General features: G+C 67.8%; 28 protein-coding genes. 12 read left to right on the top strand and 16 right to left on the bottom strand.

All coding sequences use genetic code 11. The features are described from left to right. The first annotated feature begins 41 nt into the window (after window positions 1–41). Window positions 42–1,841, top strand: a complete 1,800-nt coding sequence (locus tag C2U31_RS20205) for an adenosylcobalamin-dependent ribonucleoside-diphosphate reductase (RefSeq protein WP_103274413.1) — start codon at window positions 42–44, stop codon at window positions 1,839–1,841. Between the two features lie 13 nt (window positions 1,842–1,854). On the opposite strand, the gene C2U31_RS20210 is transcribed toward C2U31_RS20205, so the two are convergent. After that, entirely contained in the window at window positions 1,855–2,790 is a 936-nt protein-coding gene (locus C2U31_RS20210) for a CHAD domain-containing protein (protein ID WP_158658418.1), read from the bottom strand. 195 nt (window positions 2,791–2,985) lie between these two features. Here C2U31_RS20210 and C2U31_RS30610 point away from each other — a divergent pair, with 195 nt between their 5' ends. Then, window positions 2,986–3,168 (top strand): hypothetical protein, encoded by a 183-nt coding sequence (locus C2U31_RS30610; protein ID WP_158658419.1) that lies wholly within the window; start codon window positions 2,986–2,988, stop codon window positions 3,166–3,168. Between the two features lies 1 nt (window position 3,169). On the opposite strand, the gene C2U31_RS20215 is transcribed toward C2U31_RS30610, so the two are convergent. The 3 genes from C2U31_RS20215 to C2U31_RS20225 form a co-directional block, all read right to left on the bottom strand. Continuing rightward, entirely contained in the window at window positions 3,170–4,153 is a 984-nt protein-coding gene (locus C2U31_RS20215) for a zinc-dependent alcohol dehydrogenase family protein (RefSeq protein WP_103274415.1), read from the bottom strand. Window positions 4,154–4,202: 49 nt separating this feature from the next. After that, window positions 4,203–4,850, bottom strand: a complete 648-nt coding sequence (locus C2U31_RS20220; protein WP_103274416.1) for a BON domain-containing protein — start codon at window positions 4,848–4,850, stop codon at window positions 4,203–4,205. 79 nt (window positions 4,851–4,929) lie between these two features. Continuing rightward, window positions 4,930–5,247: an Hsp20/alpha crystallin family protein gene (locus C2U31_RS20225; RefSeq protein ID WP_233772433.1), complete on the bottom strand. Its 318-nt coding sequence runs from the start codon at window positions 5,245–5,247 to the stop codon at window positions 4,930–4,932. 414 nt (window positions 5,248–5,661) lie between these two features. On the opposite strand from C2U31_RS20225, the gene C2U31_RS20230 reads away from it, so the two are divergent. Continuing rightward, window positions 5,662–5,856, top strand: a complete 195-nt coding sequence (locus tag C2U31_RS20230; protein WP_304558972.1) for a hypothetical protein — start codon at window positions 5,662–5,664, stop codon at window positions 5,854–5,856. Window positions 5,857–5,907: 51 nt separating this feature from the next. Here the strand turns inward: C2U31_RS20230 and copD are convergent, their stop codons facing one another. The 4 genes from copD to eno form a co-directional block, all read right to left on the bottom strand. Then, window positions 5,908–6,789, bottom strand: a complete 882-nt coding sequence (gene copD / locus C2U31_RS20235; RefSeq protein ID WP_158658420.1) for a copper homeostasis membrane protein CopD — start codon at window positions 6,787–6,789, stop codon at window positions 5,908–5,910. A 41-nt stretch (window positions 6,790–6,830) separates the two neighbouring features. After that, complete coding sequence (gene copC / locus C2U31_RS20240) at window positions 6,831–7,193, bottom strand: copper homeostasis periplasmic binding protein CopC (protein ID WP_103274418.1); 363 nt, start codon at window positions 7,191–7,193, stop codon at window positions 6,831–6,833. A gap of 216 nt (window positions 7,194–7,409) precedes the next feature. Beyond that, window positions 7,410–7,811, bottom strand: coding sequence for a DUF2946 family protein (locus C2U31_RS20245; protein ID WP_103274419.1), 402 nt, complete (start codon window positions 7,809–7,811; stop codon window positions 7,410–7,412). 27 nt (window positions 7,812–7,838) lie between these two features. Beyond that, the gene (gene eno / locus C2U31_RS20250) at window positions 7,839–9,137 is read right to left on the bottom strand and encodes a phosphopyruvate hydratase (RefSeq protein ID WP_103274420.1); all 1,299 of its coding nucleotides are present in this window, start codon (window positions 9,135–9,137) and stop codon (window positions 7,839–7,841) included. Between the two features lie 186 nt (window positions 9,138–9,323). Between eno and C2U31_RS20255 the strand changes: the two genes are divergently transcribed. After that, window positions 9,324–10,184 (top strand): LysR substrate-binding domain-containing protein, encoded by an 861-nt coding sequence (locus C2U31_RS20255; RefSeq protein ID WP_103274421.1) that lies wholly within the window; start codon window positions 9,324–9,326, stop codon window positions 10,182–10,184. A gap of 39 nt (window positions 10,185–10,223) precedes the next feature. Here the strand turns inward: C2U31_RS20255 and C2U31_RS20260 are convergent, their stop codons facing one another. Then, window positions 10,224–10,991, bottom strand: a complete 768-nt coding sequence (locus C2U31_RS20260) for a sulfite exporter TauE/SafE family protein (protein WP_103274422.1) — start codon at window positions 10,989–10,991, stop codon at window positions 10,224–10,226. A 53-nt stretch (window positions 10,992–11,044) separates the two neighbouring features. Between C2U31_RS20260 and C2U31_RS20265 the strand changes: the two genes are divergently transcribed. Beyond that, window positions 11,045–12,373: a PLP-dependent aminotransferase family protein gene (locus C2U31_RS20265; RefSeq protein WP_158658421.1), complete on the top strand. Its 1,329-nt coding sequence runs from the start codon at window positions 11,045–11,047 to the stop codon at window positions 12,371–12,373. Window positions 12,374–12,449: 76 nt separating this feature from the next. Here the strand turns inward: C2U31_RS20265 and C2U31_RS20270 are convergent, their stop codons facing one another. From C2U31_RS20270 to C2U31_RS20290, 6 genes are all read right to left on the bottom strand, one after another. Then, the gene (locus tag C2U31_RS20270; protein ID WP_103274424.1) at window positions 12,450–12,884 is read right to left on the bottom strand and encodes a hypothetical protein; all 435 of its coding nucleotides are present in this window, start codon (window positions 12,882–12,884) and stop codon (window positions 12,450–12,452) included. A 70-nt stretch (window positions 12,885–12,954) separates the two neighbouring features. Next, on the bottom strand, window positions 12,955–13,671 hold the full coding sequence (locus tag C2U31_RS20275) for an SDR family oxidoreductase (RefSeq protein ID WP_103276475.1): 717 nt from the start codon (window positions 13,669–13,671) through the stop codon (window positions 12,955–12,957). Window positions 13,672–13,830: 159 nt separating this feature from the next. After that, window positions 13,831–15,150 (bottom strand): MFS transporter, encoded by a 1,320-nt coding sequence (locus tag C2U31_RS20280; RefSeq protein WP_233772434.1) that lies wholly within the window; start codon window positions 15,148–15,150, stop codon window positions 13,831–13,833. A gap of 101 nt (window positions 15,151–15,251) precedes the next feature. Further along, complete coding sequence (locus C2U31_RS20285; protein ID WP_158658422.1) at window positions 15,252–16,220, bottom strand: TauD/TfdA family dioxygenase; 969 nt, start codon at window positions 16,218–16,220, stop codon at window positions 15,252–15,254. Window positions 16,221–16,408: 188 nt separating this feature from the next. Then, a complete protein-coding gene (locus C2U31_RS30615; RefSeq protein ID WP_158658423.1) occupies window positions 16,409–16,603 on the bottom strand; it encodes a hypothetical protein in 195 nt (64 codons plus the stop codon). Window positions 16,604–16,873: 270 nt separating this feature from the next. After that, on the bottom strand, window positions 16,874–17,785 hold the full coding sequence (locus C2U31_RS20290) for a LysR family transcriptional regulator (protein ID WP_103274427.1): 912 nt from the start codon (window positions 17,783–17,785) through the stop codon (window positions 16,874–16,876). A 375-nt stretch (window positions 17,786–18,160) separates the two neighbouring features. On the opposite strand from C2U31_RS20290, the gene C2U31_RS20295 reads away from it, so the two are divergent. The 7 genes from C2U31_RS20295 to C2U31_RS20325 all read left to right on the top strand — a co-directional run bounded on the left by C2U31_RS20295 (window position 18,161) and on the right by C2U31_RS20325 (window position 23,535). Continuing rightward, a complete protein-coding gene (locus C2U31_RS20295) occupies window positions 18,161–19,042 on the top strand; it encodes a diiron oxygenase (protein WP_158658424.1) in 882 nt (293 codons plus the stop codon). Between the two features lies 1 nt (window position 19,043). Continuing rightward, complete coding sequence (locus tag C2U31_RS20300) at window positions 19,044–19,322, top strand: acyl carrier protein (protein ID WP_103274429.1); 279 nt, start codon at window positions 19,044–19,046, stop codon at window positions 19,320–19,322. Then, entirely contained in the window at window positions 19,315–20,205 is an 891-nt protein-coding gene (locus C2U31_RS20305; RefSeq protein WP_103274430.1) for a hypothetical protein, read from the top strand. Before C2U31_RS20300 ends, C2U31_RS20305 begins: the two co-directional genes overlap by 8 nt. A gap of 21 nt (window positions 20,206–20,226) precedes the next feature. Beyond that, window positions 20,227–21,048, top strand: a complete 822-nt coding sequence (locus C2U31_RS20310) for an enoyl-CoA hydratase-related protein (protein WP_103274431.1) — start codon at window positions 20,227–20,229, stop codon at window positions 21,046–21,048. Further along, window positions 21,032–21,910 carry an alpha/beta fold hydrolase gene (locus C2U31_RS20315; protein WP_158658425.1) on the top strand — a complete coding sequence of 293 codons (879 nt, stop codon included), beginning with the start codon at window positions 21,032–21,034 and terminating at the stop codon, window positions 21,908–21,910. The genes C2U31_RS20310 and C2U31_RS20315 overlap by 17 nt, the downstream gene beginning before the upstream one ends. Before the next feature lie 7 nt (window positions 21,911–21,917). Next, window positions 21,918–22,763, top strand: coding sequence for a DMT family transporter (locus C2U31_RS20320; RefSeq protein WP_103274433.1), 846 nt, complete (start codon window positions 21,918–21,920; stop codon window positions 22,761–22,763). 133 nt (window positions 22,764–22,896) lie between these two features. Next, window positions 22,897–23,535, top strand: a complete 639-nt coding sequence (locus C2U31_RS20325) for a bifunctional 2-polyprenyl-6-hydroxyphenol methylase/3-demethylubiquinol 3-O-methyltransferase UbiG (RefSeq protein WP_103274434.1) — start codon at window positions 22,897–22,899, stop codon at window positions 23,533–23,535. Window positions 23,536–23,675: 140 nt separating this feature from the next. On the opposite strand, the gene C2U31_RS20330 is transcribed toward C2U31_RS20325, so the two are convergent. Further along, window positions 23,676–24,608, bottom strand: coding sequence for a 2-hydroxyacid dehydrogenase (locus C2U31_RS20330; protein ID WP_103274435.1), 933 nt, complete (start codon window positions 24,606–24,608; stop codon window positions 23,676–23,678). Between the last annotated feature and the right edge of the window lie 12 nt (window positions 24,609–24,620).

Genomic DNA, 24,620 nt, shown 5'->3' on the forward strand with positions numbered 1-24,620 from the left:
CGGCCATGCGGGCCGATGCGCCAGCATCACGAGGACGCGCCATGACCGAGCCTGGGGATATTTCGGATCTGGTCTATGCGGACCGCTACGCGTGGCCAGGCGAGTCGTTGCGGATCGATACGTACCGCCGGGTGGCAATCGCGCTGGCGGCGCGGGAGGCCGGACCGGAGCGGGAGCGCCACGCCGCCCTCTTCCTGGAAAATTTCCTCGCCGGCGCGATCGGCGCGGGGCGCATCATGGCCAATGCCGGCGCCGCAGACGGCGACGGTGACGGCGGGGCCACTATGGTGAACTGCTTCGTCCAGCCTGCCATCGATCCCGGCCTGGGCTGGCCGCAAGGCCTGGATGCGGCGCTGGCCCGCGCCGTGCGCACGATGTCCATGGGCGGTGGTGTCGGCTATGACTTCAGCCCTGTGCCGCCCGCGGACTCCGGCGCGGGTCGGGGCGGCGCATGCGCCGTCATCGACCGCTACGACCAGGCCTGCCAGGCCCTGGCCACGCCGGCCAGGCGCCGGCGGGGCGCGCAGATGGGCGTGCTGGCCTGCGATCATCCCGACCTGCCCGCCTTCCTGCACGCCAAGGCCGGACGGCGCCGCTGGCCGACCCTGAACCTGTCGGTCGCGCTGAGCGACCGCTTCCTGCGGGCCGTGGAGAACGACGAGGCGTGGACCCTGCGCCATGCCTGCCCGCCGGCGGGCGGACAGGCATCACAGCGAGGCGTGCGTGGCGACCATGGAACATGGCCCTATGCCCGCCTGCCGGCGCGGCGGCTGTGGGAGGCGCTGACCGCCGCGGCCTGCCGGGACGCTGAACCGGGGGTGCTGTTCGTGGACACGATCAATGCGCTGAATCCGCTGCGCGACAGCGAACGCCTGTCGGCCACCAACCCTTGCGGCGAGCAACCCCTGCCGCCCCATGGGAGCTGCGTGCTCGGGCCGATCAATGCGTCGCGCTTCGTGCGCAATCCGTTCGGCGTGAACGGACCGCCCGGCTTCGATTTCAGCGAGCTGGGACGACGCGTGCGGATACAGGTGCGCCTGTTGGACAACGTGCTGGACCTGACCCGCTGGCCTTTGCCGGAACAGGCGGCCGAGGCCCAGGCCAAGCGCCGTATCGGCGTGGGACTGTCCGGGCTTGGGGATGCGCTGCTGATGCTGCGGTTGGACTATGGCTCGCCGGCCGCGCGCGTGTTCGCCGCGCGGATCGCTCGCTGCATCCGCGACCAGGCCTATCTGGCGTCGGCCGGGCTGGCGGCTGAACGCGGCGTGTTTCCCGCCTATGCGCCAAGACCGTATCTGGAGCCCAGGGCCGGATGGCCACCCCTGCCGCCCGCCGTGCAGGCCGCCATCCGGCGGCACGGCCTCAGGAACAGCCATCTGGTTTCGTTCGCGCCCACGGGCAGCGTCAGCATTGCCTTCTTCGACAATTGCTCGACCGGCATCGAGCCGGCCCACGCGTGGCAGTATCGCCGCCGGCTGCGCATCGGCGAGGCCCCGGCGCGCAACGTGGTGGCGCAGAATCCCGCATGGCGGCTCTGGCGCCGGTTGCATGGCGATGGCGACGAACTGCCGCCCTACTTCCGCCGCGCGGCCGATATCGCCCCATCCGCGCATATCGCCATGCTGGCGGCGCTGCAGCCCTGGGTGGATGCCGCGATTTCGAAGACGGTGCCGCTGCCGCCCGAGTGCACGGCGGCAGAGGTCGGCGCGCTGTTCCTGCAAGCCTGGCGCCTGGGAGTGAAAGGTCTGACGGTGTTCCGGCCGGATCCCCGGATGCCGGCGGTGCTGGAGCCGGCCCGGCACGAAGGGCAGACAGGCCCGGCGGCTCCCGCGGCCGCCTGAGGGGGATGCCGCGTCACGCGGTGGCGCGCGGCGCTTCGGCGCCAGCGGGCCCGAGGCGTCGGGCCACCCGTCCGCGGCTGGCCTGCGCCCAGAAAGACGGCCGCCGCAGCAGGCGCCGGCTGGCTGAGCGCAGGCCATCGCCGGCCCTGCGCAGCAATCGCAGGGCCGCTTTGTCGCCTTGTCGACCCGCCAGCCTGCCGGTCGACAGGCTGACACACACATCGCGCCCCAGCGCGGCGGCTGTACGGAAGTCCTGCGCGCTGCCCAGCGCGCCTTGCACGTCGGCCAGGGCCTTGACGTAGCGCTCGAGCTTGCGGGATGGACTGAGCAGCAACAGCGCCTCGCTGGCATAGCGCAGGCGTTTGACGCGGATCCGCGCCGCATGCTGGCGCCGCGGCCCCTGGTCGGCGGCGTTATCCAGGCGCGCGCGCAGCGCCGCGTCCCAACCCTCGAGGCGGCGGCCGAGCGCGCGATACAGCGACCGGGGCGCGCGCTCGGCCATGGCGGCGGGGATCTCCGCGCTGCGTTCCCGGAGCAGGCGCAGCATGGCCTGGAAGCGTTCGGTCTGCAGGTTGGCGTACATCTCGTCGTGCGCGATCTCGGAGCGGGCGCGGGCCCGCGCGGCCGAGGCTTGCGGATCGATATCCGGATCGGCATCGCAGAGCTGCGGCAGCACTTCCATCGTGAAGACGTCCCAATCGCGCGCCCGCGACAGCGGCTGCATGGCCCAGGCCACTTCCTTGCGCAGCGCGCGACGCATGGGGCGCGCGCCTGGCGGCCGTGGCAGCAGGTCGGACAGCGCGCACAGCCGGCGCACGTAGATCCGCAGATCATGGATGAGATCCGGGCCGGCGTCCGCCACGGCGGCCCGGCCCTCGCCCAACCGATGCGCGCGGCTCCAGATTTCGCCGAACCAGGTGGCGGCGACGGCTTCCAGCCCCGTGTGCAAGGCTGGCGCCGGCTCCGCCCGGGCAGCGCCATTGCCTGGGCTCGAGGCCTTGGCTCCGGCAAGGCTTCGGACCGCGCCGTCGGCCGAACTCCTGGCCGGTCGCCCGGCGGCGCGGGTATCCTGCCGGGCACTGCCGTTGGCCGATGCCGGCCGCGTTGATTGCGCCATGACCGCGCTCCTGTGTGGGTGGTGATCATGACCACGGTACTCGCTGGCGCAACAGGCTTGTTGACGCGAGTCAAGCTCGCGACGGTCGGGCCGAAACCGAACGGCCCGATTTTTTTGGTTGACCATGCTCAATATGCCGCTCTGGCGAGGCGGGAGACGGGATGGGGGGCCGCCGTGGCGGGCGTCGACGACCGGCTGGAAATCCGCTGAATCAGGGAATCAGCACAGCGGTGGCCTGCAGGCGCCCCTGCCGCAGGTCATCCAGGGCGTCGTTGGCCTGTTCGAGCGGATAGGTCCGGACGTCGCAATGTATGCCCGCCGCCGGGGCCAGCGCCAGGAATTCGCGGGCGTCGGCCCGCGTCAGGTTGGCCACGGACACCAGCTTGCGCTCGCCCCACAGCAGGCGGTACGGAAATGCGGGAATGTCCGTCATGTGTATGCCGCCGCACACGACGCATCCGCCCTTGCGGACGGCCCGCAAGGCCATGGGTACAAGCTCGCCGACGGGCGCGAAGATGATGGCCGCGTCCAGGGGTTCCGGCGGGTCGACGCCGCTGTCGCCGGCCCAGGCCGCGCCCAGCGTGCGCGCGTGCAACTGGGCGACGGCGTCGCCGGGTCGGGTGTAGGCATGCAGACGGCGATGTTGCCAGGCGCAGATTTGCGCCAGCGCCTGCCCGGCCGAGCCGAACCCGTACACGCCCAGGCGGCGGGCGTCGCCAGCCGCTCGCAGCGCGCGCCAGCCGATCAGGCCGGCGCACATCCACGGCGCCATGGATTCGGCCGGACCGGCCTGCGGCAGCGGATACACATATGCGGTTTCGGCCAGCATGTGCGACGCAAAGCCGCCGTCGCGCGTATAACCGGTGAACGCCGCCGCATCGCAGAGGTTCTCGCGTCCGGTCAGGCAGAACGCGCAGCGGCCGCAAGTCCAGGCCAGCCAGGCGGCGCCGGCGCGGCGGCCGGCCAGGCGCGGGTCGACGCCCTCGCCTGTCTCCTCGACGATGCCGATCACCTCGTGTCCGGGCGTGACCGGATACCGCAGGCCCGGCAGCTCGCCGTCCACCACGTGCAGATCCGTGCGGCAGACGGCGCATGCCTCGACCTTCAGCAGCACCTGGCCGGGGCCGGGCCGGGGCGTGGGCAACCGTTCCAGGCTGAGGGGCGCGCCAGGCGCCCGTTGCGACATGGCTCTCATGGGAAGTATCCACAAGGGCCCGGCGTGCCGGCGCCGGGCCCATCGCGCCCTAGCCCACGACCAGCCTGTCGTTGACCTCGGCGACGCCGGGGGCAGACCAGGCCGCGCGCTCGGCCGCGCCGCGCTCGATCCAGCTATTCACGCAGCCATTGAGCGTGACCTTGTTGTCCTGCACGTTGACCTCGACGCGCGTGGCCTCCAGCTGCGCGCTGCGCAGCAAGGCATCCTCGATCCGGCGCTTGATGTCGCTGGCGCGCGCCGACGGCGCGACTTCGATCTGGTTCGAGATGCCGATCACGCCCGACAGCTTGCGCACCGCGCGCTCGGCGGCGTCGCGCTGATAGAACCAGTCCACCGTGCCGTTCAGCGTCACCCAGCCCTTCTGTACCGTTACCTGCACCTTGCCATCGGGCACAGTGGAATCCCACGCGATGATGTTCAGCGCGCGCGCGGCGACCTGGTCGTCGGCCAGCTGCTTGGCCGCAGCCGTCCGCACCTGGATTTCCTGGGCGATGCCGCGCACGCCCTTGACGCGCTGCACGGTATGCTCGGCGGCCAGCTTCTGCGCATAGGTTTCGACATAGCCGTTGAGCATGACCACGCCGTTCTCGACCGTCACGTCGATGTGCAGATCGTCGATACTGGGCTCGAACGCCAGGGCCTGCCGGACCCGGTCCCGCAATGCTTCGTCACTCATGATGCTCTCCTGGTTCCGGGGCGGCGCCCCGCCATGCGCCAGCGCCGGCGGCGCTGGTCGCGTCCAGCCTTTGCATGACCTACTCGATCTGCAGCAGCCGGCCGTTGCTGCCCGCTTTTTTCGGCAAGGTCAGCACCAGCACGCCGTTCTCGCATACGGCCCTGGCAGCGGCCGAATCGATCGGACTGGCCAGCGTCACCGAGCGTTGGATCTGCCCCCAGTAACGTTCCTTGCGCAGAACCTTGCCTTCATCCTTGACCTCGCTACTCTGCTCCTTGTTGGCGAGAATCATGACCGTGGCGCCGTCTATTTCGACCGAGATGTCCTTTTTCTCGACGCCGGGCAATTCCGCTTTCAGGACATATTTGTCGCCGGCTTCGGTGACGTCGATGTCCATGCGCGGAAAGTCCTCGTCCGTGCGAGACCGGATCGGCCTCAGCAGCGCCTGGAAGACATCGGGGAACGTATCGAGGGACAGGGGGCTGTATTGAGTAAGTCGGGACATGGTGGCTCCTTGGAAGACCGCTTGCGTTCAACCGCAACCGTCCAGTTCATCTTGAGCGTTCGCGTCCGGGCCTCGTTGACTTTTGTCAGGGAAAAAATCGGGAGCGAACGCGGGAGCCGGTTGGCGCGGTGGCGATCCCGCCGTCCGGCCCGCCGATAATGAATCCCTGCCGTGCTCAGGGTTCTTTGACATATTCCATGCTGTCGTTTTCCGGGCTGCTTGCCCAGAGCGCGTCGCCCGCCCGGCTGTTTATGCCCGGCGCCATCCTGTTGGGAGTCACCGCGAGCATCTCTCACACGCTGGCTGGTGCTGTGCTTCTCGATCGGGCTGGCCATCACCCTGGTCACGGTCGGTGTCGTCGCGGCGCTCAGCGTGCGGCATGTTACCCGGCGCGCGCCCTGGTTCAGCGCGGTGGCGCAGCGGGCGCCCTACCTCTCCAGCCTGCTGATCATCGCGGTTGGCATCTATGTGGGCCTGCATGGATGGCTTGGGCTGCGCTAGCGCCGTCCAGAAAATCGACAACACCCTGCCGTCGCGCGGGCAGCCGCGCATTCATTGCGGCGCTGACAGCCCAAGCGCGCTCACGATCAGCAAGATCGCCACGCCCACGCAGACTTCCAGCACAGTGTTCCGGCGCAACGGCCCAAGCGCGATTTCCGGCTGTCGCCGGATCCTCGGCACCCACCAATACCGGTTCATGATGGCCAGCACGGTCATGGCCAATGCCAGCAGGATCTTCAGCCCCAGCCATTGCTGATAGGCGGACGCGATATCCAGCCCCTCTGGGGACAGAATCAGCACGGCGTTGACGACGCCGCTAAGCAGCAGGACCGCGACGGCGACATGCCCGGCGGTCGAGAAGCGCATCAAGGCCCGGGTGGCATCGGCGCGACAGGCGGGCTCCGTCCATCGCCGCAGGATCAGCAGGAAGACCGGCAGCGACCCCAGCCAGAAACCGGCCGCCAGGCAATGCAGCATGTCGTTCAGCGCGTGGAGCAGGCCGGTCCTGCCCTCCTCCATCGCGGCGTGCCCGCTCAGCGCCAGCGGCAGCAGGGCCAGGCCCGAGGCGAGCGCGCGCGGCCATGTCCAGTCCGGCCGGGGCCGCAGAAACAGGCACAGCACCAGCAGCATCGCCGCCGCCCGCAGGATCCAGGCCTGTCCATAGCGGGTCTGCAACGCCACGGTGGCCAGCATGTCGGTCTGCGCCATGGCCTGCCATTCGCCGGCGATGCTGGCGGTTTGCAATGGCAGGAGACACAGCACGGACAGCATTCCGGCCACCGAGGCGCCGCGCAACACCTTGCGCAAGTCCGCCTCGACGGACAGCCTCAAGCCGCGCGACCCGCTCAGCGCCAGCATGGCGCTGGCGCCGAACAGCAGCGTCGACGCCATGTAGGCGACAAAGCGCAATAGCGCGAACGTGGCGATGATCATGGCCTGGGCGCGCCGTCGGCGGCGGGAGCTTGCATGCGGCCTCAGGGCTTGATCGTGAACGACCAGGCGCCATTGGTCTTGTGGCCGTCCTTGGACAGGGCCTGCCACTTCACCGTGTAGACGCCTGCCGGCAGATCCTTGCCGATCGGCAGGACCAGCGTCTTGTTGTCACCGGGCGCCAGGGCCGATTTTTCGGTCGGGACGGTCTTGCCGGCGGCATCCTGCAGCGTCAGCGAGGAAAACGCGGCCTCAAGCCCTTCGGTCAGCGTCAGCGTGACGGTGGCCGGCGTCTTGGCCAGGACCGCGTCCTTGGCGGGCGTGGCGGTTCCGACATGGGCGTGCGCCCAGAGGAGTTGCGGGGCGGCGGCGAGCACCAGGGCGGCAATCAATGATTTTCTGAACATGGGAATTCTCCTGGACCTTGAATGAACGGCGTTCCGCCAGACATGGCTTGGCGTTCGCCCGGAAATCGAGCACACGTCTGGGCCCGTACCCAGGCACGAGTCGGAATGCGAGCGGCGACAAAGCACGCCGGCGGCCGGGCAATATGCTCGCCGCATAAGCGGCAAACATGCCCGCCCCTGTCAGGGCGGGAATCCGTCTCGTTCGGGTAACGGGCGTCAGGCGGCAGGAGGCGCGCGCGACCGCTGCGGCAATCGCGCCAGGGCGCTGGAGAGATAGGGAGCCGCGGCAGGCGCCGGCGCGGCAAGGTGGATGACGGGCGCCAGCCAGCTGTACAGGAACAGCGCCGGCGGAGTGATCCCGCCCGGCAGCGCGCAACCGGCGGTGCAGCATTGCGGCAACGCGCCGCCCTGCTGGCTGGCGTGCCGCGCGGCGTCTTCCGAATCCAGGGCAACCACGCGCGGACCGCTGGCCGTGCAGATGATCGTGGTGGCGCCGGCCTGGCCAGATCCCTGGCCAGAGGATGCCAGGGCGGAGGACGCGATCAATGCCTGGAAGACGAACAGGGCCATCGCGGCCAGCGCGACCCATCGTCTTCCGGCATTGGCATGTGCGCGCATCGGCGTCCCCTGTTACGGAAAAAAATCTTAGCACGCAGGTGGCGGCGGCAATCCCCTCCCCGGCGGCAAGGCGCTTGCGTATACCGCCGCGGCCCCGAGTTCGCGCTCGATTCTGAGCAGGCGATTGTATTTGGCCGTGCGATCCGAGCGCGACATCGAACCGGTCTTGATCCCGCCGCAATGGCCAGCCACCGCCAGGTCCGCGATGCTGGTGTCCTCGGTCTCGCCGGAACGGTGCGACATGACCACCCGATAGCCGTTGCGGGCGGCCAGGCGCAGCACCTGCTGCATCTCCGTCAGCGTGCCGATCTGGTTGGGCTTGACCAGGATGGCATTGGCCAGGCCCTGCCCGATGCCCTGCTCGAACAGGCGCGGATTGGTGCAGAACACATCGTCGCCGACCAGCTGGCAACTGGCGCCCAACCGTTCGGTGAGCATTTTCCAGCCGGCAGGGTCGTCCTCGGCCATGCCGTCCTCGATGGAGAGGATCGGATAGGCCCGCGTCAGCGCCGCCAGGTAGTCGACCTGCTCCTCGGCGCTCAGGCGCCGGTCCTGTCCGGCATAGACGTAGCCGGCGGGCCGATGAAATTCGCTGGCGGCCGGATCCAGGCCCAGCGCGACGTCCTGGCCGGGCCGGAGTCCGGCCTGTCCGATCGCCGCCATCAGGAAGTCCAGCGCTTCCTCGGCCGCGCGCAGATCGGGCGCGAAGCCGCCCTCGTCGCCCACGTTGACCGAATGGCCGGCGCGTTTCAGGGCGTCCTTGAGCGCATGGAACACTTCGGCGCCCATGCGCACCGCCTCGGCGAAGCTGGTCGCGCCCACCGGCAGCACCATGAATTCCTGGAAATCCAGCGGATTGTCGGCATGGGCGCCGCCGTTGAGCACGTTGATCATGGGCACAGGCATGACGCAGGCCTGGCTGCCGCCCAGGTAGCGCCACAGCGGCAGTTTCAGGCTGGCCGCCGCCGCGCGCGCCGCGGCCAGCGACACGCCCAGGATCGCGTTGGCGCCGAGGCGGCTTTTGTCGGGCGTGCCGTCCAGCGCGATCATGGCCTGGTCCAGGTCCGCCTGGCGGTCGGCGCGCATGTCCCGCAGCACATCGCGCACTTCCGTGTTGACGCTACGGGCCGCGTCCAGGACGCCTCGGCCATGGAAGCGACGCGGATCGCCATCGCGCCGCTCGCAGGCTTCACGGATGCCAGTGGACGCGCCCGACGGCACCAGCGCCACGCCGCAGGCGCCGTCCGAAAGCGCCACCTCGACCTCCAGCGTGGGATTGCCTCGGCTGTCCAGCGCCTCGAAGGCGCGGATATCGACGATATGCATGGGGAGACTCCTATATGTCAGTCAATTGAACAAATCGAGGCTGCCGGCCCTGACACCGATCGCATGAGCAAGGCGGCGAATATGGGTTAAATGCTAGCCAGCCTGCTAGCATCCGAATATCGATTTGTTTTACGATTCCGTCAGTTTTCCTGACATAAGAACGCTCAAGGACGCTCAAGAACGCCCATGCGCAAGCTCCCTCCCCTGGCCTCCCTGCGCGCATTCGAGGCGGTCGCGCGCACCGGCTCGGTGACGCGCGCCGCCGAGGAACTGGCGCGCACGCACGGCGCGATCAGCCGGCATCTCAAGCTGCTGGCCGACGACGTGGGCGCCGAACTCTTCGAGCGCGACGGCACCGGCCTGCGAATGACGCCGGCGGCGGCCGACTTCTATGCCGTGACCCGTTCCGTGTTCGACCAGCTGGAGCGCGCCTACGACAACCTGGGCAGCCGCGCCGCCGGTCCGGGCGTGCACGTGGCCTGCAGCGCGACCTTCGCCATGCGCTGGCTGGTGCCGCAGCTGGCGGTGTTCTATCGCAAGCACCCGGATATCCGCATCCGGCTTTCGATGACCTCGGCGCGCGAGATCCGCAACGAAGGCGCGGATGTGCTGGTGGCGTGGGACATGTCCAGCTACTCGGACGCCGACCAGCGGCGCGCCCTGCCCTTGGCACCGGTGAATTTCGCGGCGGTCTGCGTGCCGGCCTGCGCCAGGCTGGCGGCCGCGAAGCGGACGCGGATCGCGCATGGCTACACGTCCAGCGCCTGGGATCAATGGGAGGCCAAGACCGGGAAATCGGTTGCGCGTGGCGATGTGCTGGAGTTTCCGCACACCCATCTATGCATTGAGGCGGCGTTGTCCGGCCTGGGAGTCGCCCTGGTGGAAACGCGATTGATCGCGCGCGAGCTGGCCGAAGGCACCTTGGTGGCGCCATTCGGCACTGTTCAGTTCGACGGCGGACTGCGCGCCCTGCCCGCCGCCGGGCGGCGCATGAATGCGCAGGCACAGGCCTTCGTGGCTTGGCTGCGGGACGCGCTGACCGTGTAGGCGCGACGCGCGGCCAGACCTATCCCGCCGCCTCCTGCATCACGTCGCCAGCAGCTTGATCGCCGCCAGGATGCTGACCGCCCAGGTCGTCATGCGCACGACGCCGTCGCCCAGCCGGCTGACCGCCTTGGCGCCCAGCGTGCCGCCCAGCGCGCAACCCAGCGCCAGCGGCAGCGTCATCGGCCACGGCACCACGCCGCGCCAGATGAACACGGCCACGGACGCGGTCGAGATGACCAGGCTCAGCCGCGTGCCGAGCGCGGCGGCGGTGGACGGCGTGTGGCCGTGCAGCGCCACCAGCGTCAGGATCAGGAAGACGCCATAGCCGGCGCCGAAAAATCCGGAATACACCGCCAGCACCAGCACCAGCACGAAACCGGTGAACCGCTGCATGGCGCTGGGCGAAACGTTGACCGTCTTCGGGCGGCGTCCGGCCCAGAAGGTGCCGACGATGGAGGCAACCAGCAGGAACAGCACCACGCTGCGCAGCCGCATCGGGTCGATGATGGTCAGGAGCTGCGCGCCCAGCACGGAACCGAGCAGGCACATGGGCCACAGCCATCCGGGCACCGGCACGGCGGTCTCGGGCAGCTTCTTCGCATGGGCCAGCGAGCCCGTCAGGAAGGCGGCCCACAGCGCCACCTTCACCGCGATGACGCTGTCGTCGGCGGCGATGCCGGCCAGCATCAGCAACGGCACGCCCAGCGTCACCCCGCCTCCCGCCGTCACCGCCACCACGCCGCAGGGCAAGCCCAGCGCGAACATCAACAACATGGCCTGCATCGACATGTCCACCATCGTCTCCATTTATTGTGCCCTGGCAGTATGGCGTCGCATGGCAATACAATCCAATCATTGTATTGAGCACATCGGACTCGGCGGCGGGCGACATGAACCTGTATGAACGACTGACGGCGGAACTGGCGGCGGCCATCCGAGGCGGTGAACTCGCCGGCGGCAGCGCGCTGCCGCCGGTACGGGAGTTCGCCAGACTGCGCGGCATCGGACCCAGCACCGCCGCGCGGGTCTACGCCAGCCTGCGGCAACAGGGGCTGGCCATTGGCGAAGTGGGACGCGGCACCTTCGTGCGCGAGCGGCCGATGGACGCGGGTCCGCTGTCGGCGGCCGCCAGGTACGCGTCATTGGGCCGCAGCGCCGTGGCGCTGGAGGCGCAGGACCTGCGCGCCGCGCTCAAGGCGGTCGCCGCCCAGCCTGACCTGGCGCAGCTGACCGGACAGACCAGCCCGCTGGGCCGGACGTCGATCCAGCAGGCCCTGGCCGCGCATTTCGCCGGAATGGGACTGAATGCGCCGCCGGAGCGGATCTGCGTCGCGCACGGCGGACAGGCCGCATTGCGGCTGGCGGCGCTGGCGATCGCGCAGCGCGGTCAGCGGGTGGCGGCCGACGCCATCACCTACCCAGGCTGGAAGCTCGTCGCCGGCCAGCTCGGCCTGGATCTGGAACCGATCGCCTTCGATCGCGACGGCCCCTTGCCCGATGAGCTGGAGCGGACACTGCGCCGCAGGCGGATCAAGGCGCTCTATTGCATGCCCGTGGCGCATCTGCCCATGGGCTGGGTGATGCCGCCGCAGCGCTGCCGCGCCATCGCCGAGCTGGCCCGCAAGCATGATTTCGCGCTGATCGAAGACCTGACCTACCGCCATCTGAGGCCCAAGGCATCGACCGGCCTGTACCGGCTGGCGCCCGAACGGACCTGGCTGGTCGGCAGCATGTCCGGCCTGCTGGGCGACGGGCTGCGCTTCGGCTATCTGGTCGCGCCCGACCCGAACCGGCGGGTCCTGGAAAGCCTGGCCATGTCGTGGGGGCTGGCTTGCGCGCCGCTGCTCATCGAGCTGGCGCGGCATTGGCTGGAGGACGGCACCGTCGTCGCGATCCAGGCGCGGCAGGCGGAGCATGCGCGCGCATTGTGGCAGGCCGTCGCCCGCACGGAGCTGAAGGCGTTGGGGTCGCCGTCGACGGCGGGCTGGGGCTTGTGGCTGCCGGCCGGCCGGGGGCGGCGCGCGGAGGATCTGGTGTCGCGCCTGCGACGGGCGGGCGTGGACGCCATCGGCAGCGAGCCGTTCAGCGTCGCGGCCGCTCATCCCAACGCCTTGCTGGTCCGGCTGCGGCTGCTGGCCGGGGAAGACGTCGCGCCACTGGCGCGGACGATCCTGGATGCCTGGGCCTGAATTCAGCGGACAGGCAGGTACACGCCCGGGCCGGGTCGCCAGACAGGCGTGGCGGCCGGGCCGCGCGCAGGAAGAATCAGTCCCAGCACACCGTATAGACCTGGAACCCCTCCCCCGCTTCCGGCCCGGCGGCATGCTTGCCGTAGGGCCAACCGGTGATGAGGCCGTCGGCCTCCAGGCCTTCCAGCCACCGCTCGGCGTCCGCCTGCGTCGCGGACGAGATCACGTGGATGTTCTCGGCGGTGGGCCAGTCATCGCATTCCAGCGCCATGCCCCAATCCTGGTGCAGGCCCACGTAGACGCCTTGCACGTCGGGGCGCCGGGCGATGGCCTGGAAATGGGCGTGGATCTCGCGCAGGGTCGGACGGCCGTAGCCCCATTGGTTGGGCGCGATGGAGTCCTCCTGTGCGTTGCCGTCGAAATACTCGTCCAGCGTGACGACCGGCAAATGGTCTTCGTCCAGCGCGTCCAGCGCTTCGAGTTTGTCCAGCAGGGTCTTGCGCGCGTCCATCCGTGCTCCTGTACGCGTTAGAGAAACTCGGCGCGTGCGGTCAAGCCGGGCGCGCCGATGGCCGCCCGGTTCAGCGCAGCACGTAGCCGCCGTCGACGAAGAACGTCGTGCCGGTCGTGTAGCGGTTCGAGAGCAGCATCCAGGCGGCGTTGGCCACGTCGTCCACCTGGCCCACGGCCTGCAGCAGCGTGCTGGCGCGGTACTGGGCGAAGGCGGCCTCGCGCAGCTCGGCGGGGCGCGCCTGCCACAGGTCGCTGTCTATGGTGCCGGGCGCGATCGCGTTGACGCGGCGCGGCGCCAGCTCGGTGGCCAGCCCCCTGGCCAGTCCCTCGATGGCGGCGTTGGCGGCGGCGTAGGCGGCGCCGCCCTTGACGGGACGCGCGCTGGCCGCGCCCGACATCAGCAGCACCGAGGCGTCCTGCGCCAGTTTGGGCAGGGCCGCGTGCACGGCCCAGTATTGCGGCCAGAACTTGCCCTCGAACGGGCTGCGCGCCTGTTCCTCCGTCGCCTGGGCGAAGGGGGTGACGGTGTAGTTGGTGCCGGGCGTGAACAGCATGTCGACCACGGGCAGGTCGTCGAAGAAGGCCGTCAGCGACGTGCTGGAGAACGCGTCGACCTGCCTGGCGATGGCATTCTGCGGCAGGGTCTTCAGGGCCTCGTCCAGGCGCCGGCGGTCGCGGCCGCCGATGATGACCCGGGCGCCCTGCGCGGCGGCCACTTGCGCGGTGCGCAGGCCGATGCCCGAGCTGCCGCCGATGACGACGAGTGTCTTGCTGTCCGACATCATGATTTCCATGGAAGTTGAAAGCGATGAGAGAAACGCGGCGAGGCGGCAAGGGCCGCTTGCGTGGTCCTTGCCGCCTCGTGCCTGTCTGCATTCGGATGACGGGGCCATTGTGCCATGGCCGCGCGCGGGCTTCGTCCACGGCGGCCCTGCCCCGTCGCCTCAGCGATGGATGCGCACCAGGCTGAGACAGCAGGACGCCATCGCGATCGCGCCGGCGATCCACAGCGCGGTCTGCATCTGTCCGACCTTGCCGCTGGCGAACAGCTGGCTGGCCACGCCGGACAGCACCACGGCCACCACCGCCGCGCCCAGCGACTGGCCCAGGGTGCGGGCCGTGGCCAGCACGCCCGAGGCGGCGCCGCTGCGCGCGCGCGCCACGTTGCTGAGCATCTCCTTGTTGTTGGGCGCCTGGAAAAAGCCGAAGCCCAGTCCGCACAGGCCCAGGCGCCACAGGATGTCGGTGACGTCGTGCGCATGGTCCATGGACGCGATCAGGAACAGCCCCAGCGCGAAGATGCCGACGCCGATGGTAGACAGCAGGGTCGCGTTGATCTTGTCGGACAGCCGCCCCGACAGCGGCGCGGCCACGGTGACCACCACCGGCCAGGGCGTGAACAGCAGGGCCGACTGGATGGCGCTGTATCCATAGACGGACTGGAACAGGAACGGCAAGGCCACGAAGGAAATGCCCTGCGCCGAGAACGCGGCCAGCGAGGCCGCGGCGGCGAAGGAAAAGCGCTTGGACGCGAAGATATCCAGCGGCAGCAAGGGCGCGTCCAGGCGGCGCTGCCGGCGCAGGAACACGGTGGCCAGCACGGCGCCGCAGGCCAGCAAGGTCCAGACGATGCCATTGTCCCAGCGTCCGGCCTGGTCGATGGCGATCACCACGAATCCGATGGCCAGCACGGAGTAGCCGATGCTGGACAGGTCGAGCCGCGCGCCGCTGCCCTCGTCCGCCGGCAGGTTGCGCAGGCCCAGGTACAGCGCCGCGACGCCGAACGGCACGTTGATCAGGAACAACCAGGGCCAACCCAGCGTCGATACGATGATGCCGCCCAGCGTGGGCCCGGCGACCGTGCCCAGCGCCACGATCAGCGCGTTGATGCCCAGGATCGAGCCCAGCAGTTCGGGCGGATAGATCTTGCGGTACATGCCGATGCCGATGCTGACCATGGCGGCATAGCTGAAGCCCTGCAGGCTGCGGAACGCGACCAGGGTCCAGAGGTCGTTGGCCACGGCGCAGCCGATCGAAGTCAGGGTGAAGATGGCCAGCCCGATGCAATACACCCGGCGGTAGCTGAAGACCGCCCCGACCGCCGCGAAGGTGATCATGGTGGCCGCGCTGGCCACGTGATAGGCGTTCACCACCCAGATGATGGCCGCCGGCGTGGCGTCCAGTTCCTTGGCGATGGTGGGCAGGGCCACATTGACTATCGACGTGTCCAGGGCCCCCATGAAGATGCCGATCAAAATCGCCATTGCGGCAAAGTATCTTGCCGGAATCGGGATGCCCGATGGCTCCGCGTTGATAGCCAATGTGTCCGACATGCCTGCTCTCCTGTTCAGATAAGGGTTGGGTTCTAGGATGCGTAGCGCTGGTCGCTGATGCGGATCCGGATCAGGTGGCGCGCGTGATCGCTGAATTCCGTCCTGCCGTGCAAGCCTTCATGGTTGTTGGTGAGCAGGATGTCGTCCGCGTCCAGCCGGCAGGTGGTGGTGAATTCCTGGTTGCCGATGACGTTCTCCAGGATGTAAAGCGCCAGCCGGTTCTCGGCGGTGTCGTACTCGGGATGCGCCTTCAGGCCGGCTTCGAGCGTGTCCTTGCGGTAGCGGATCAGCGGCTTGTCGGCAAAGATGGGCGCGAAGGTGGCTTCGGCCACGTCCTGCCGGCGTTCCTTGGTGTACGAGGTGGGGATGCGGAAAGGCAGCTTGGTCCTGGACAGGTGTCGGAATGCCCAATCGCCCTGGCTGCCGCTCTTGAGCGAATTCACGATGTGATGCCCGTCACGGATCAACGAGACCCCGCCGTCCTCGGCGGGCCGCACCACGTAGAGCAGCGTGTACCTTTCGGGATTCGGAAAGTACTGGGTGTCGGTATGCAGCTTGGCCTCGTCGGCGTTTTCCGAGAAGGTGGAGACCTGGCCGGCGGGCAGGTCCCGCTTCTTGATATCCCAGATGATCTGGCGATTGACCCTGTCGGTCGGCGTGGGCCAGCCCAGCGCCAGGCACAGCAGGAACAGGATGCGGCGCTGCTGGTCCAGGTCCAGGCCGGCCAGGCCGCTTTTTTTCAGGATCAGCGCCGAATAGCGTGTTTCAAGCAGGTCCTTGATCGTTTCCGAGGCGCTGGCGATGCCGGGGAATGTGCGCAGCACGTCCGCCCGGAGGTGGGAAAGATCGATCTCGTCCGACAGTTTTTCCGGCGTGTGCGCGACGTCGCCGTAATGGGTGGCCAGAACATCCCGCGTGGATTTCTCGGCGTTCGTCAGCCAACCCGCATTGAACTCAAACTCACCAATTCGATACCCCGCGTCTTTGACAAAAGCAAGCATGGTTAATCCCTCGAAAGTGCTGGTTGAGTGCCCATCCCGCAGGATGAGTAAAGGTCTCCTCCAAGCCGGACGCTCGCGGCGCCCTTGTCGGATTTCACGCAACATCAATAACGCTTTCGTGCGAATGCAACTGCCCGGGTCATCCAATCATGGTGTGGACGGGTGCTTCTCCTTTGATTTGGGGGGAATCAACGCAATGCGCCGGTCCGAAGTGAATCCTGTGCGGCGGGCTCATCCCTGATGCGGGTCGCGTCGGTACGCTGGGGCGTCATGTGATCCATGTCAAGCGTGCCGGCCTGCAATGATTCTAGATTGAATGCTGCGATGCAGTAAACATATTTACGATATTTTCCGGAAAAGAAAATTTCATAAATATCAATCACTTGAGTTAATCAAATGGTGTTTTGGTAATTTTCTTCTGTTTAATTCGTTGTTTAAAATGCCGCAAAGCAAAAGACGATTTCACATCGCGCTTCTGCTTTTTGCATTGCTCAAGGCAGCCGCATGACGTTTCCGCCCTTCGCACGGGCCCGCGCCGGCATGACGTTTGAAGTGCCTGTCCGGATAGCGCGCGTCGGCGAAGTGCGGAGCATCGGCGATCTCCGCAAATGATTGACCTGCATGGCGCGCAGGCGTCGTTGGATGTGCGTCGTTCAGACAGCGGCGGCGCTGGTGAAGCAGCCCTCGCTGGCCAGGTCCGTCTTGATCCATTCGATGAACGCGCGCGTGCGGGCCGGCAGCAGCTTGGCGTGCGGATAGATGACGCTGACTGGCCGGGGCGGCAGTTCATAGTCGGCCAGCACCGTGGTCAGGCGGCCTTGCGCCACGTGCGGCGCCACCTGGTAGGACAGGAACATGCCGAAGCCCAGGCCGTCCAGGCAGGCGCCGAGCGCCGGGGCGACGTGGTTGAACTCCAGGTTGCCGGCCACCGGCAAGGTGAACATGCGGCCATTGTTCTGGAAGGCCCACCAGGAATGGCCGGCGCCGGAGAAGTCGATGCAGTTGGCCTGCAGCAGGTCCTTGGGATGCGCCGGCTCGCCCTGGGCCGACAGGTAGGCGGGCGCGGCCACCACCATGCGCCGCACCTGCCCGACCTGATGCGCGACGAGCGAGGAATCGTTGAGCCGGCCGATGCGCACGCCCAGATCTATGCCCTCTTCCAGCAGATTCACCTGGCGGTCCGCCAGCACCAGGCTGCAGCGCACCTTGTGGTGCTGCCGGACAAAGCGATTCAGCGACGGCGCCACGTGCATCTGGCCGAACAGCACCGGCGCCGTGATCGTCAGTTGGCCGGCGAGTTCCCCGGTGTCTTCGCGCAGCGCCGATTCGGCCTCTTCCAGGGTCGCCAGCACATGGCGGCAGCTATCCAGGTAGCACAGGCCCTCATTGGTGAGCGCGATGCGCCGCGTGCTGCGGTTGAACAGCCGCACGCCCAGGTCGGCTTCCAGCGCCGCCAGCGTGCGCACCACTGTCGGCAAGGACGCGCCCAATACCTGCGAGGCGGCGGTCAGGCTGCCCTGTTCCGCGATACATACGAATGCCGCCATGCTTTTCAGCTTGTCCATCAAAAATTACTCCAAGTTCCGCAAGAGTGAAATTCGTGACGCACCATTTATTCCAGGTGATCATGGCTGCATACTCCGTTTAGTTATTTTTTGTCATGAAAGGGATTATCGATGATTTCTCCGGTTCGGGCGTCTGATTATTCGCAGGTTTTTTGGACCGGGCATGGCCGGCATTCTCCGGCCGTCTGAATATCCCCTCTTCCCGTTGCAGGCGCGCTTTCCCCGCGGAAGCGCGCCTAATATGCCGCGCACGCGCAATACCCGCATGCCGGCAGGCGTTTTGCTGTTTTACGGCCCAGGGCGCAAGTTTTTCCGGCGCGCCCGCGACGGGCCGGCTTCGTTAGAAAGAAAACCATGTCATGCGAAGGAGACAAAATGCTGGATACCGCAAATCCGGTCAGGACCGACACGCACGCGCAACGCAAGGCGACCGTCGACCGCCTCACGGCCCTGTCCATCCGGAACAAGACCAATCCGTTCCTGGACATCGCCTGGCCCGAGTCGCTGCCAGAGGATGTCATGTGGATGCCCCACAAGCTGATGACGGTGCATGGCACCCAGGCGGGCGCAACGCTGACGCCCGAGCAGCTGCTCAGGCTCAGCAAGTGGGAAAGCATCTGGTTCTATAGCTTCAACGTCCACGGAGAACAGCACCTGCTGCGCGACGTGCTGAACTGCATGCACAGCCCCGGCTATGAGGACGTATCGGACTACATGCACCATTTCGTGTGCGAGGAAAACAACCATAGCTGGTTCTTTTCCAATTTCTGCACCCGTTACGGCGGCAAGGTCTATGTCGACAAGCGCTCGCAATTCCAGGCGCAGCCATTAAAGCCCGCCGCCAATGCCTTCCTCATCTTCGCCAGGATACTGATCCTGGAGGAAATGCTCGATTACTACAACGTCATTATCGCGGCCGACGAGGCCGTGCCCGCGGTAATACGCGAACTCAATGCCCTGCACCATTATGAAGAGGCGCGCCATATGGCCTTCGGCCGCGCCATCGTGGCGGATCTGTTCGACAAGGCGCGCAAGAATTGCACGGACGAGGATATCGATGAGTGCCGCGCCTACCTGGATCGCTATATCGGCTGGTGCCTGGACTCGCTGTATTACCCGGCCATGTACCGGGACGCCGGCATCGCCGACGCTTATCAATTCCGCAATGCCGTCATGGCCGATCCGGGCCGGCAATCCCATCACGACGCCATGACGGCCAAGGTAAGGAAATTCTTCGCAAAGATAGGGGCAGCCTGAAATGAATAATCAAAATCCGGCCGTGGCCGCACTGACACAGAAAATCAAGCGCTTCGTCGCGGAGCGCAATCCGGAACTGGGAGACGTTCATATCGACGACACGGTGGACCTGATCGAAAGCCGTATCGTCGATTCCCTGATGTTCGTGGAATTCCTGCTGTTCCTGGAGGATCACTTCGGCTGCGAGATTCTGCTCGACTCCGGCGATGTCGGCGCCTTCCGCACGGTTCGCGGCATCTACGACAACTTCAACCAGAAAGCGGGGGTGGTGAATGTGTGATTCCGGCAAACACTGGGCCACCCATGAAGGGCTGGCCACGCTCGATCCGCTGGCGGTCCGGTTGAAGGATCTGCTGGACGCCAGCTTCCTGAACATCGCGGCCTCGCTGCAGGCCGAGCGCATGCAATTCCCGCCGCTGCTGAAGGTGGCCGACGTGGACGCGCTGGACTACTTCAAGAACTTCCCGCAGCTGCCGCTGCTGGTGTCCGCGACCGATGCGCAGGCCATGAACGACAGACGCGAGAGCAGTCGGGATGCCTGGACCGAAATCAGCCACGACTGCCTGGCCCACGCGACCCACATCCTGCCGCCGGCGGCCTGCTATCCGGTGTACAGCCATCACCGGGACGCGCCGGTTGGCCGCCTGAAGACCATCACCACGGCGGCCAACTGCTATCGCAACGAAAGCCATTACCTGGGGCTGCGGCGGCTGAAATCCTTCAGCATGCGCGAGATCGTGTTCATCGGCGAGATGGAGCCGGTGACCCGGGCGCTGGGCCTGGCGCGCGGCCGCGTCCATGACCTGGCGGGCGCCCTGGGCGTCGAGACCCGGCTGGAGAACGCGATGGACCCGTTCTTCGATCCCAACTCCACCCGCGCGGTCACGCAGAAGATGTTCCCGACCAAGCAGGAGATGGTGTACGGCGACGATCTGGCGATTTCCTCGTCCAACTTCCACCGCAATTTCTTCGGCCAGCGCTTCAACATCAGCAGCGTGGACGGCCAGACCGCCTACACGGCCTGCATCGGCATGGGCCTGGAGCGCTGGATACACGCGATGCTGGAGGTCTACGGCAACGATATCGAGCGGGCCATTGCCCGTCTCGAGGCGCTGGAAGACGAGCTTGCCTCGGCGTCCGAAGCCGACGCGGCCCTGGCCTGAACCGCGATCGCCAGGACCGCCATGTCCCACCCCTCCCCCCGCCCGCCCGTCCTCGTCCAGTTCGATCCCAAGCGCCGCTGCGCCGAACTGCGCCTCTGCCGCCCCGAAACGGCCAATCTGCTGGACCAGGGCGTCATCGCCGCCCTGACCAACGCATTGCGCGAGCTGGCCGGACAGGCTGGCCTGCGCGCCATCGTCCTGTCGGCCGAGGGCGACACCTTCTGCGCCGGCATCGACCTGCGCTGGATGCAGGCCGGCGCGCACGCCTCGCCGGCCGATAATCTGCGCTCAGCGGCGACGCTGGCTCGCCTGTTCAAGGCGATCCACGACTCGCCGGTCCCCACCATCGCCAAGATCCAGGGCGATGCGCTGAGCGCCGGGCTGGGGCTGGTGGCGGCCTGCGACATCGCCATCGCCAACGATCACGCCCGCTTCCGGACGCGCGAAGTCCGCGTCGGAATTCTGCCGGCGCTGATGAGCCCCTATGTGGTGCAGGCGCTCGGACCCAGGCTGGCGAAATACCTGTTCCTGACGGCCAGGCCCCTGTCGGCCCAGGAAGCGTTGCAGGTGGGCCTGCTGCACCAGATCTGCCCGAGCGGCGAGCTGGACGGCCTGGTGGCCAGCTGCGTGGACGACATCGTCCAGGGCAGCCCGGCCTCGCTGCCGGCGACCAAGGCGCTGGTGCAGACCGTCGCCCATCGCGCCGTGACCGATCAGGTCGTGGCGGAGACCACCGCCTGCATCGCCGACTTCCGGGCGCGCGGCCAGGCGCAGGCCGGTATCGCCTGCGCCATCGATGGCGTGCTCCCACCTTGGATGGAAGACCATGAATCATCCCGTTAGGCGCGCCGAGAACGCGCCCCGTCAGTTGAGCATCGGCTGCGAGATCGGCGGCGCTGCCTGCCGCGTCGCCGTCCACGAATGGGGCCGGCCCGACGCCGAACGCGTGGTGCTGTGCCTGCATGCCCTGAACCGCAACGGCCGCGATTTCGATTTCCTGGCGCGGGCGCTGGCGGCGGACCGGCGCGTGCTCTGTCCCGACCTGCCCGGCCGGGGCGACAGTGACCGCCTGGCGGACCCGGCCGACTACAACCACCAGACCTATCTGCGCGTGCTGCACGCGCTGGCGGACTCGGCCGGCCTGCGCGACCGGCCCGTGGACATCATCGGCACGTCGCTGGGCGGGATACTGGGCATGATGTATGCCGCGATGCATCCCGACGCGGTGCGCGGCCTGGTGCTCAACGACGTGGGCACCGTCACCGCCGGCGAGGTCTTCCTGAAGGCGGCGCGCTCGATCCAGCGCGAGGTGCGCTTTCGCAGCCTGGAGCAGGCGGTGCTCACCTTCAAGATCATGACGGCGTCCTGCGGACCGCTGTCGGACGCGCAGTGGCGCGCCGTCTCCGACCACATGATCGAGCCGGACGGCGCGGGCGGCTACACGCTGCGCTACGACACCCGCATCGCGGAGCAGCTGTTGCGCGACGCAGGCGCGGACCTGGACCTGTGGCACTGGTATGAGCGGATCCGGGCCCGCGTGCTGCTGGTGCGCGGCGCCAATTCCGACGTGCTGACGGAGGAAAACGCCTGCGCCATGGCCGCACGCGGCCCGCGCGCCGAGCGTTACACCGTGGCGGGCACGGGGCATTTCCCCATGCTGGTCAAGCAAGACGAAATCAACGCCGTCAAACACTTCCTGGGCTGAATCCTCCATGACTCCCCGCCTGTTCGCGCTGACCCTGCTGTCCCTGCTGGCCTTCGCCGGCAATTCCTTGCTGTGCCGCATCGCGCTCAAGCAGACGCCGATCGATCCGACCAGCTTCGTCGCCATCCGGCTGCTCTCCGGCGCGCTGATTCTCTGGCTGGTGCTGTATCTGCAGCGACAGTCCCGCAACCTGGAAGGCAGTTGGTTCGGCGCGCTGGCGCTGCTGGCCTATGCCATGACCTTCGCCTATGCCTATTCCCAGATCCCGGCCGGCACGGGCGCGCTGCTGCTGTTCGCCTCGATCCAGATCAGCATGATCCTGTACGGGTTGATCATTGGCGAACGGCTGTCCTTCTTGCAGAGCATCGGCGTGGCCTTCGCGGTCAGCGGGTTGGTCATGCTGATGCTGCCCAGCGTCGGCGCCCCGCCCCTGTTCTATGGCTTCCTGATGATCGTCTCGGGCATCGCCTGGAGCGCCTACTCGGTGGCGGGCCGGGGCTCTCGCAATCCGGCCTCGGCCACCGCCGGCAACTTCATCCGCGCCACGCCGATCGCCCTGGTGCTGTTCTTCCTGCAGTTCCAGGCATCGCACGTGGACCTGGACCCCACCGGCGTGATCTATGCGGTGGCGTCCGGCGCGGTGACCTCGGGCCTGGGCTACATCCTCTGGTACGCGGCGCTCAAGGAGCTGAAGGTGACCCACGCCGCCACGGTGCAACTGAGCGTGCCGGTGCTGACGGCGTTCGGCGGCGCGCTGTTCCTGGGCGAGGCCGTGACGCAGATCCTGGTGGCCGCTTCGGCGCTCATCATCCTGGGCGTGTCGCTGGTGGTGCTGGTCAAGCGCCGGGCCTGAATCCGATCGGGCCGGGTCCGGTCCACGCCCGGGCCGGCGCGCCGGCGGGCATCCGTCCGCCTGGCGCCAGGGCCGCCGGTGTATGCTGCCTTGCGCCAGGCCCCGCCCCGCCTGCCCAAGGACCGACCGCCCCATGACATTGAGCAACGATGCCCGCTTCTGGGACCGCAGCGCGCGCCGATACGCGGCCGCCGCCGTCTCGGATCCGCGAGGCTATGAACGCACGCTGCGGCGCACCCGCGAACTGCTGGAAGAGAACGACCATGTGCTGGAACTGGGCTGCGGCACCGGCAGCACCGCGCTGCGATTGGCGGACGGCGTGGCCAGCTACCTGGGCACGGATTTTTCACCGGCCATGATCGCGATCGCGCAAGAAAAGCTGGCCGCCGCCCCGGTTGCCGCCCTGTCCTTCCTCGCCGCGACGGCCGAGGATCCGGCATTGCGGGCCGGCCAGTACGACGCGGTGCTGGCGTTCAACTATCTGCACCTGGTGCGCGATCTGCCCGGCACGCTGCGGCGCATCCACGCACTGCTGGCCGACGGCGGCCTGTTCATCTCCAAGACGGGGTGCCTGGGCGACATGAATCCGTTGATCCGGCTGGCCTTGCTGCCGGCCATGCGCGCCATCGGCAAGGCGCCCTATACCGGCGCGTTCAGCGCCTCGGCGCTGGAGCGGCAAGTGGCCGCCGCCGGGTTCGAGATCCTGGCGACGGAACGCCACGCCGACGGCGGCAGCGACCGGCGGCCGTACATGGTCGCGCGCAAGCGCTGAGCACACCATCGGTCCGGCGCGCGTCCGCGCGCAGCCGGCACGGCGCTGCCGCCTCGTGCCGCGTTAGACCGGCGTTAGACCGGCGTTAGACCGGCGTTAGACCGGCGTTAGACCGGCGTTAGACCGGCGTTAGACCGGCGTTAGACCGGCGTGACCACGCCGCGCCCGGAAAAATGCCCCTCCAGGTTTTGCAGGTAGATCGTGAATTGCGCTTCCTCGCTCTCCGGCGACCAGCCGCCCACGTGCGGCGTCAGCAGCAGGTTGTCCAGCGCCAGCAGCTCGGCGGGTGGCTCGGGTTCGCTTTCATAGACGTCCAGGCCCGCGCCGGCGATGACGCCGTCGCTCAGAGCGGCCGCCAGCGCCGCCGTGTCGACGATGCTGCCGCGTCCCAGGTTCAGCAGGTATCCCCTTGGCCCCAGCGCCCGCAGCAATTCGGCATTGACCAGGTGGCGGGTCGAGGCGCCGCCGGGCGCCACGCACAGCAGCACGTCGCACCATTCGGCCATGGCGGTCAGGCTGTCGAAATACGGGTGCGCCGAGCCGGGCTTGGGATTGCGGTTGTGATAGCCGATGCGCAGGCCGAAACCCTGAGCGCGCGTGGCGATCTTCTCGCCGATGGCGCCCATGCCCAGGATGCCCAGGCGCTTGCCGGAGATGCCGGGCGGCACCGGGATCTGCGTGCGCCAGACGCCGGCGCGGCACTGCTGGTCCAGCTTGCGGAAATTGCGCACGACGGCAATCAGCATGCCCATGGCGTGGTCAGCGACGCAGTCGTCATTGGCGCCACGCCCGTTGGTCATGACGATGCCGCGCGCCCTGGCGGCGGCCGCGTCCACGGTCTCGTAGCCGGCGCCCATGCAGGACACCAGCTCCAGCTTGGGCATGGCCGCGATCTCCTCGCCGCTCAGGCCGATGGTGCCGATGGTCAGCACCGCGCGGAACGCCTGGCCCCGCTCCCGGATCGCCTGCTCGCGCGCCACGTCGGTGATGGCGTAGGTGACGTCGAATCGCTGCGACAGGATGCCGAGCTGGTGTTCGGCAATGGGACAAAGAATGAGCAGAGGGATGGTCATTTCGGCTGGCGG

Source organism: Achromobacter sp. AONIH1 (assembly GCF_002902905.1).
Taxonomy (GTDB): Bacteria; Pseudomonadota; Gammaproteobacteria; order Burkholderiales; family Burkholderiaceae_B; genus Achromobacter.

Excerpts from the sequence above, each read along its gene's own strand:
- C2U31_RS20205 (WP_103274413.1), top strand. The coding sequence starts at position 42 with ATGACCGAGCCTGGGGATATTTCGGATCTGGTCTATGCGGACCGCTAC.
- C2U31_RS30610 (WP_158658419.1), top strand. The coding sequence starts at position 2,986 with ATGACCACGGTACTCGCTGGCGCAACAGGCTTGTTGACGCGAGTCAAG.
- C2U31_RS20215 (WP_103274415.1), bottom strand. The coding sequence starts at position 4,153 with ATGAGAGCCATGTCGCAACGGGCGCCTGGCGCGCCCCTCAGCCTGGAA.
- C2U31_RS20220 (WP_103274416.1), bottom strand. The coding sequence starts at position 4,850 with ATGAGTGACGAAGCATTGCGGGACCGGGTCCGGCAGGCCCTGGCGTTC.
- C2U31_RS20225 (WP_233772433.1), bottom strand. The coding sequence starts at position 5,247 with ATGGACATCGACGTCACCGAAGCCGGCGACAAATATGTCCTGAAAGCG.
- copD (WP_158658420.1), bottom strand. The coding sequence starts at position 6,789 with ATGATCATCGCCACGTTCGCGCTATTGCGCTTTGTCGCCTACATGGCG.
- copC (WP_103274418.1), bottom strand. The coding sequence starts at position 7,193 with ATGTTCAGAAAATCATTGATTGCCGCCCTGGTGCTCGCCGCCGCCCCG.
- C2U31_RS20245 (WP_103274419.1), bottom strand. The coding sequence starts at position 7,811 with ATGCGCGCACATGCCAATGCCGGAAGACGATGGGTCGCGCTGGCCGCG.
- eno (WP_103274420.1), bottom strand. The coding sequence starts at position 9,137 with ATGCATATCGTCGATATCCGCGCCTTCGAGGCGCTGGACAGCCGAGGC.
- C2U31_RS20255 (WP_103274421.1), top strand. The coding sequence starts at position 9,324 with ATGCGCAAGCTCCCTCCCCTGGCCTCCCTGCGCGCATTCGAGGCGGTC.
- C2U31_RS20260 (WP_103274422.1), bottom strand. The coding sequence starts at position 10,991 with ATGGAGACGATGGTGGACATGTCGATGCAGGCCATGTTGTTGATGTTC.
- C2U31_RS20270 (WP_103274424.1), bottom strand. The coding sequence starts at position 12,884 with ATGGACGCGCGCAAGACCCTGCTGGACAAACTCGAAGCGCTGGACGCG.
- C2U31_RS20275 (WP_103276475.1), bottom strand. The coding sequence starts at position 13,671 with ATGATGTCGGACAGCAAGACACTCGTCGTCATCGGCGGCAGCTCGGGC.
- C2U31_RS20280 (WP_233772434.1), bottom strand. The coding sequence starts at position 15,150 with ATGGCGATTTTGATCGGCATCTTCATGGGGGCCCTGGACACGTCGATA.
- C2U31_RS20285 (WP_158658422.1), bottom strand. The coding sequence starts at position 16,220 with ATGCTTGCTTTTGTCAAAGACGCGGGGTATCGAATTGGTGAGTTTGAG.
- C2U31_RS20290 (WP_103274427.1), bottom strand. The coding sequence starts at position 17,785 with ATGGACAAGCTGAAAAGCATGGCGGCATTCGTATGTATCGCGGAACAG.
- C2U31_RS20295 (WP_158658424.1), top strand. The coding sequence starts at position 18,161 with ATGCTGGATACCGCAAATCCGGTCAGGACCGACACGCACGCGCAACGC.
- C2U31_RS20300 (WP_103274429.1), top strand. The coding sequence starts at position 19,044 with ATGAATAATCAAAATCCGGCCGTGGCCGCACTGACACAGAAAATCAAG.
- C2U31_RS20305 (WP_103274430.1), top strand. The coding sequence starts at position 19,315 with ATGTGTGATTCCGGCAAACACTGGGCCACCCATGAAGGGCTGGCCACG.
- C2U31_RS20310 (WP_103274431.1), top strand. The coding sequence starts at position 20,227 with ATGTCCCACCCCTCCCCCCGCCCGCCCGTCCTCGTCCAGTTCGATCCC.
- C2U31_RS20315 (WP_158658425.1), top strand. The coding sequence starts at position 21,032 with ATGAATCATCCCGTTAGGCGCGCCGAGAACGCGCCCCGTCAGTTGAGC.
- C2U31_RS20320 (WP_103274433.1), top strand. The coding sequence starts at position 21,918 with ATGACTCCCCGCCTGTTCGCGCTGACCCTGCTGTCCCTGCTGGCCTTC.
- C2U31_RS20325 (WP_103274434.1), top strand. The coding sequence starts at position 22,897 with ATGACATTGAGCAACGATGCCCGCTTCTGGGACCGCAGCGCGCGCCGA.
- C2U31_RS20330 (WP_103274435.1), bottom strand. The coding sequence starts at position 24,608 with ATGACCATCCCTCTGCTCATTCTTTGTCCCATTGCCGAACACCAGCTC.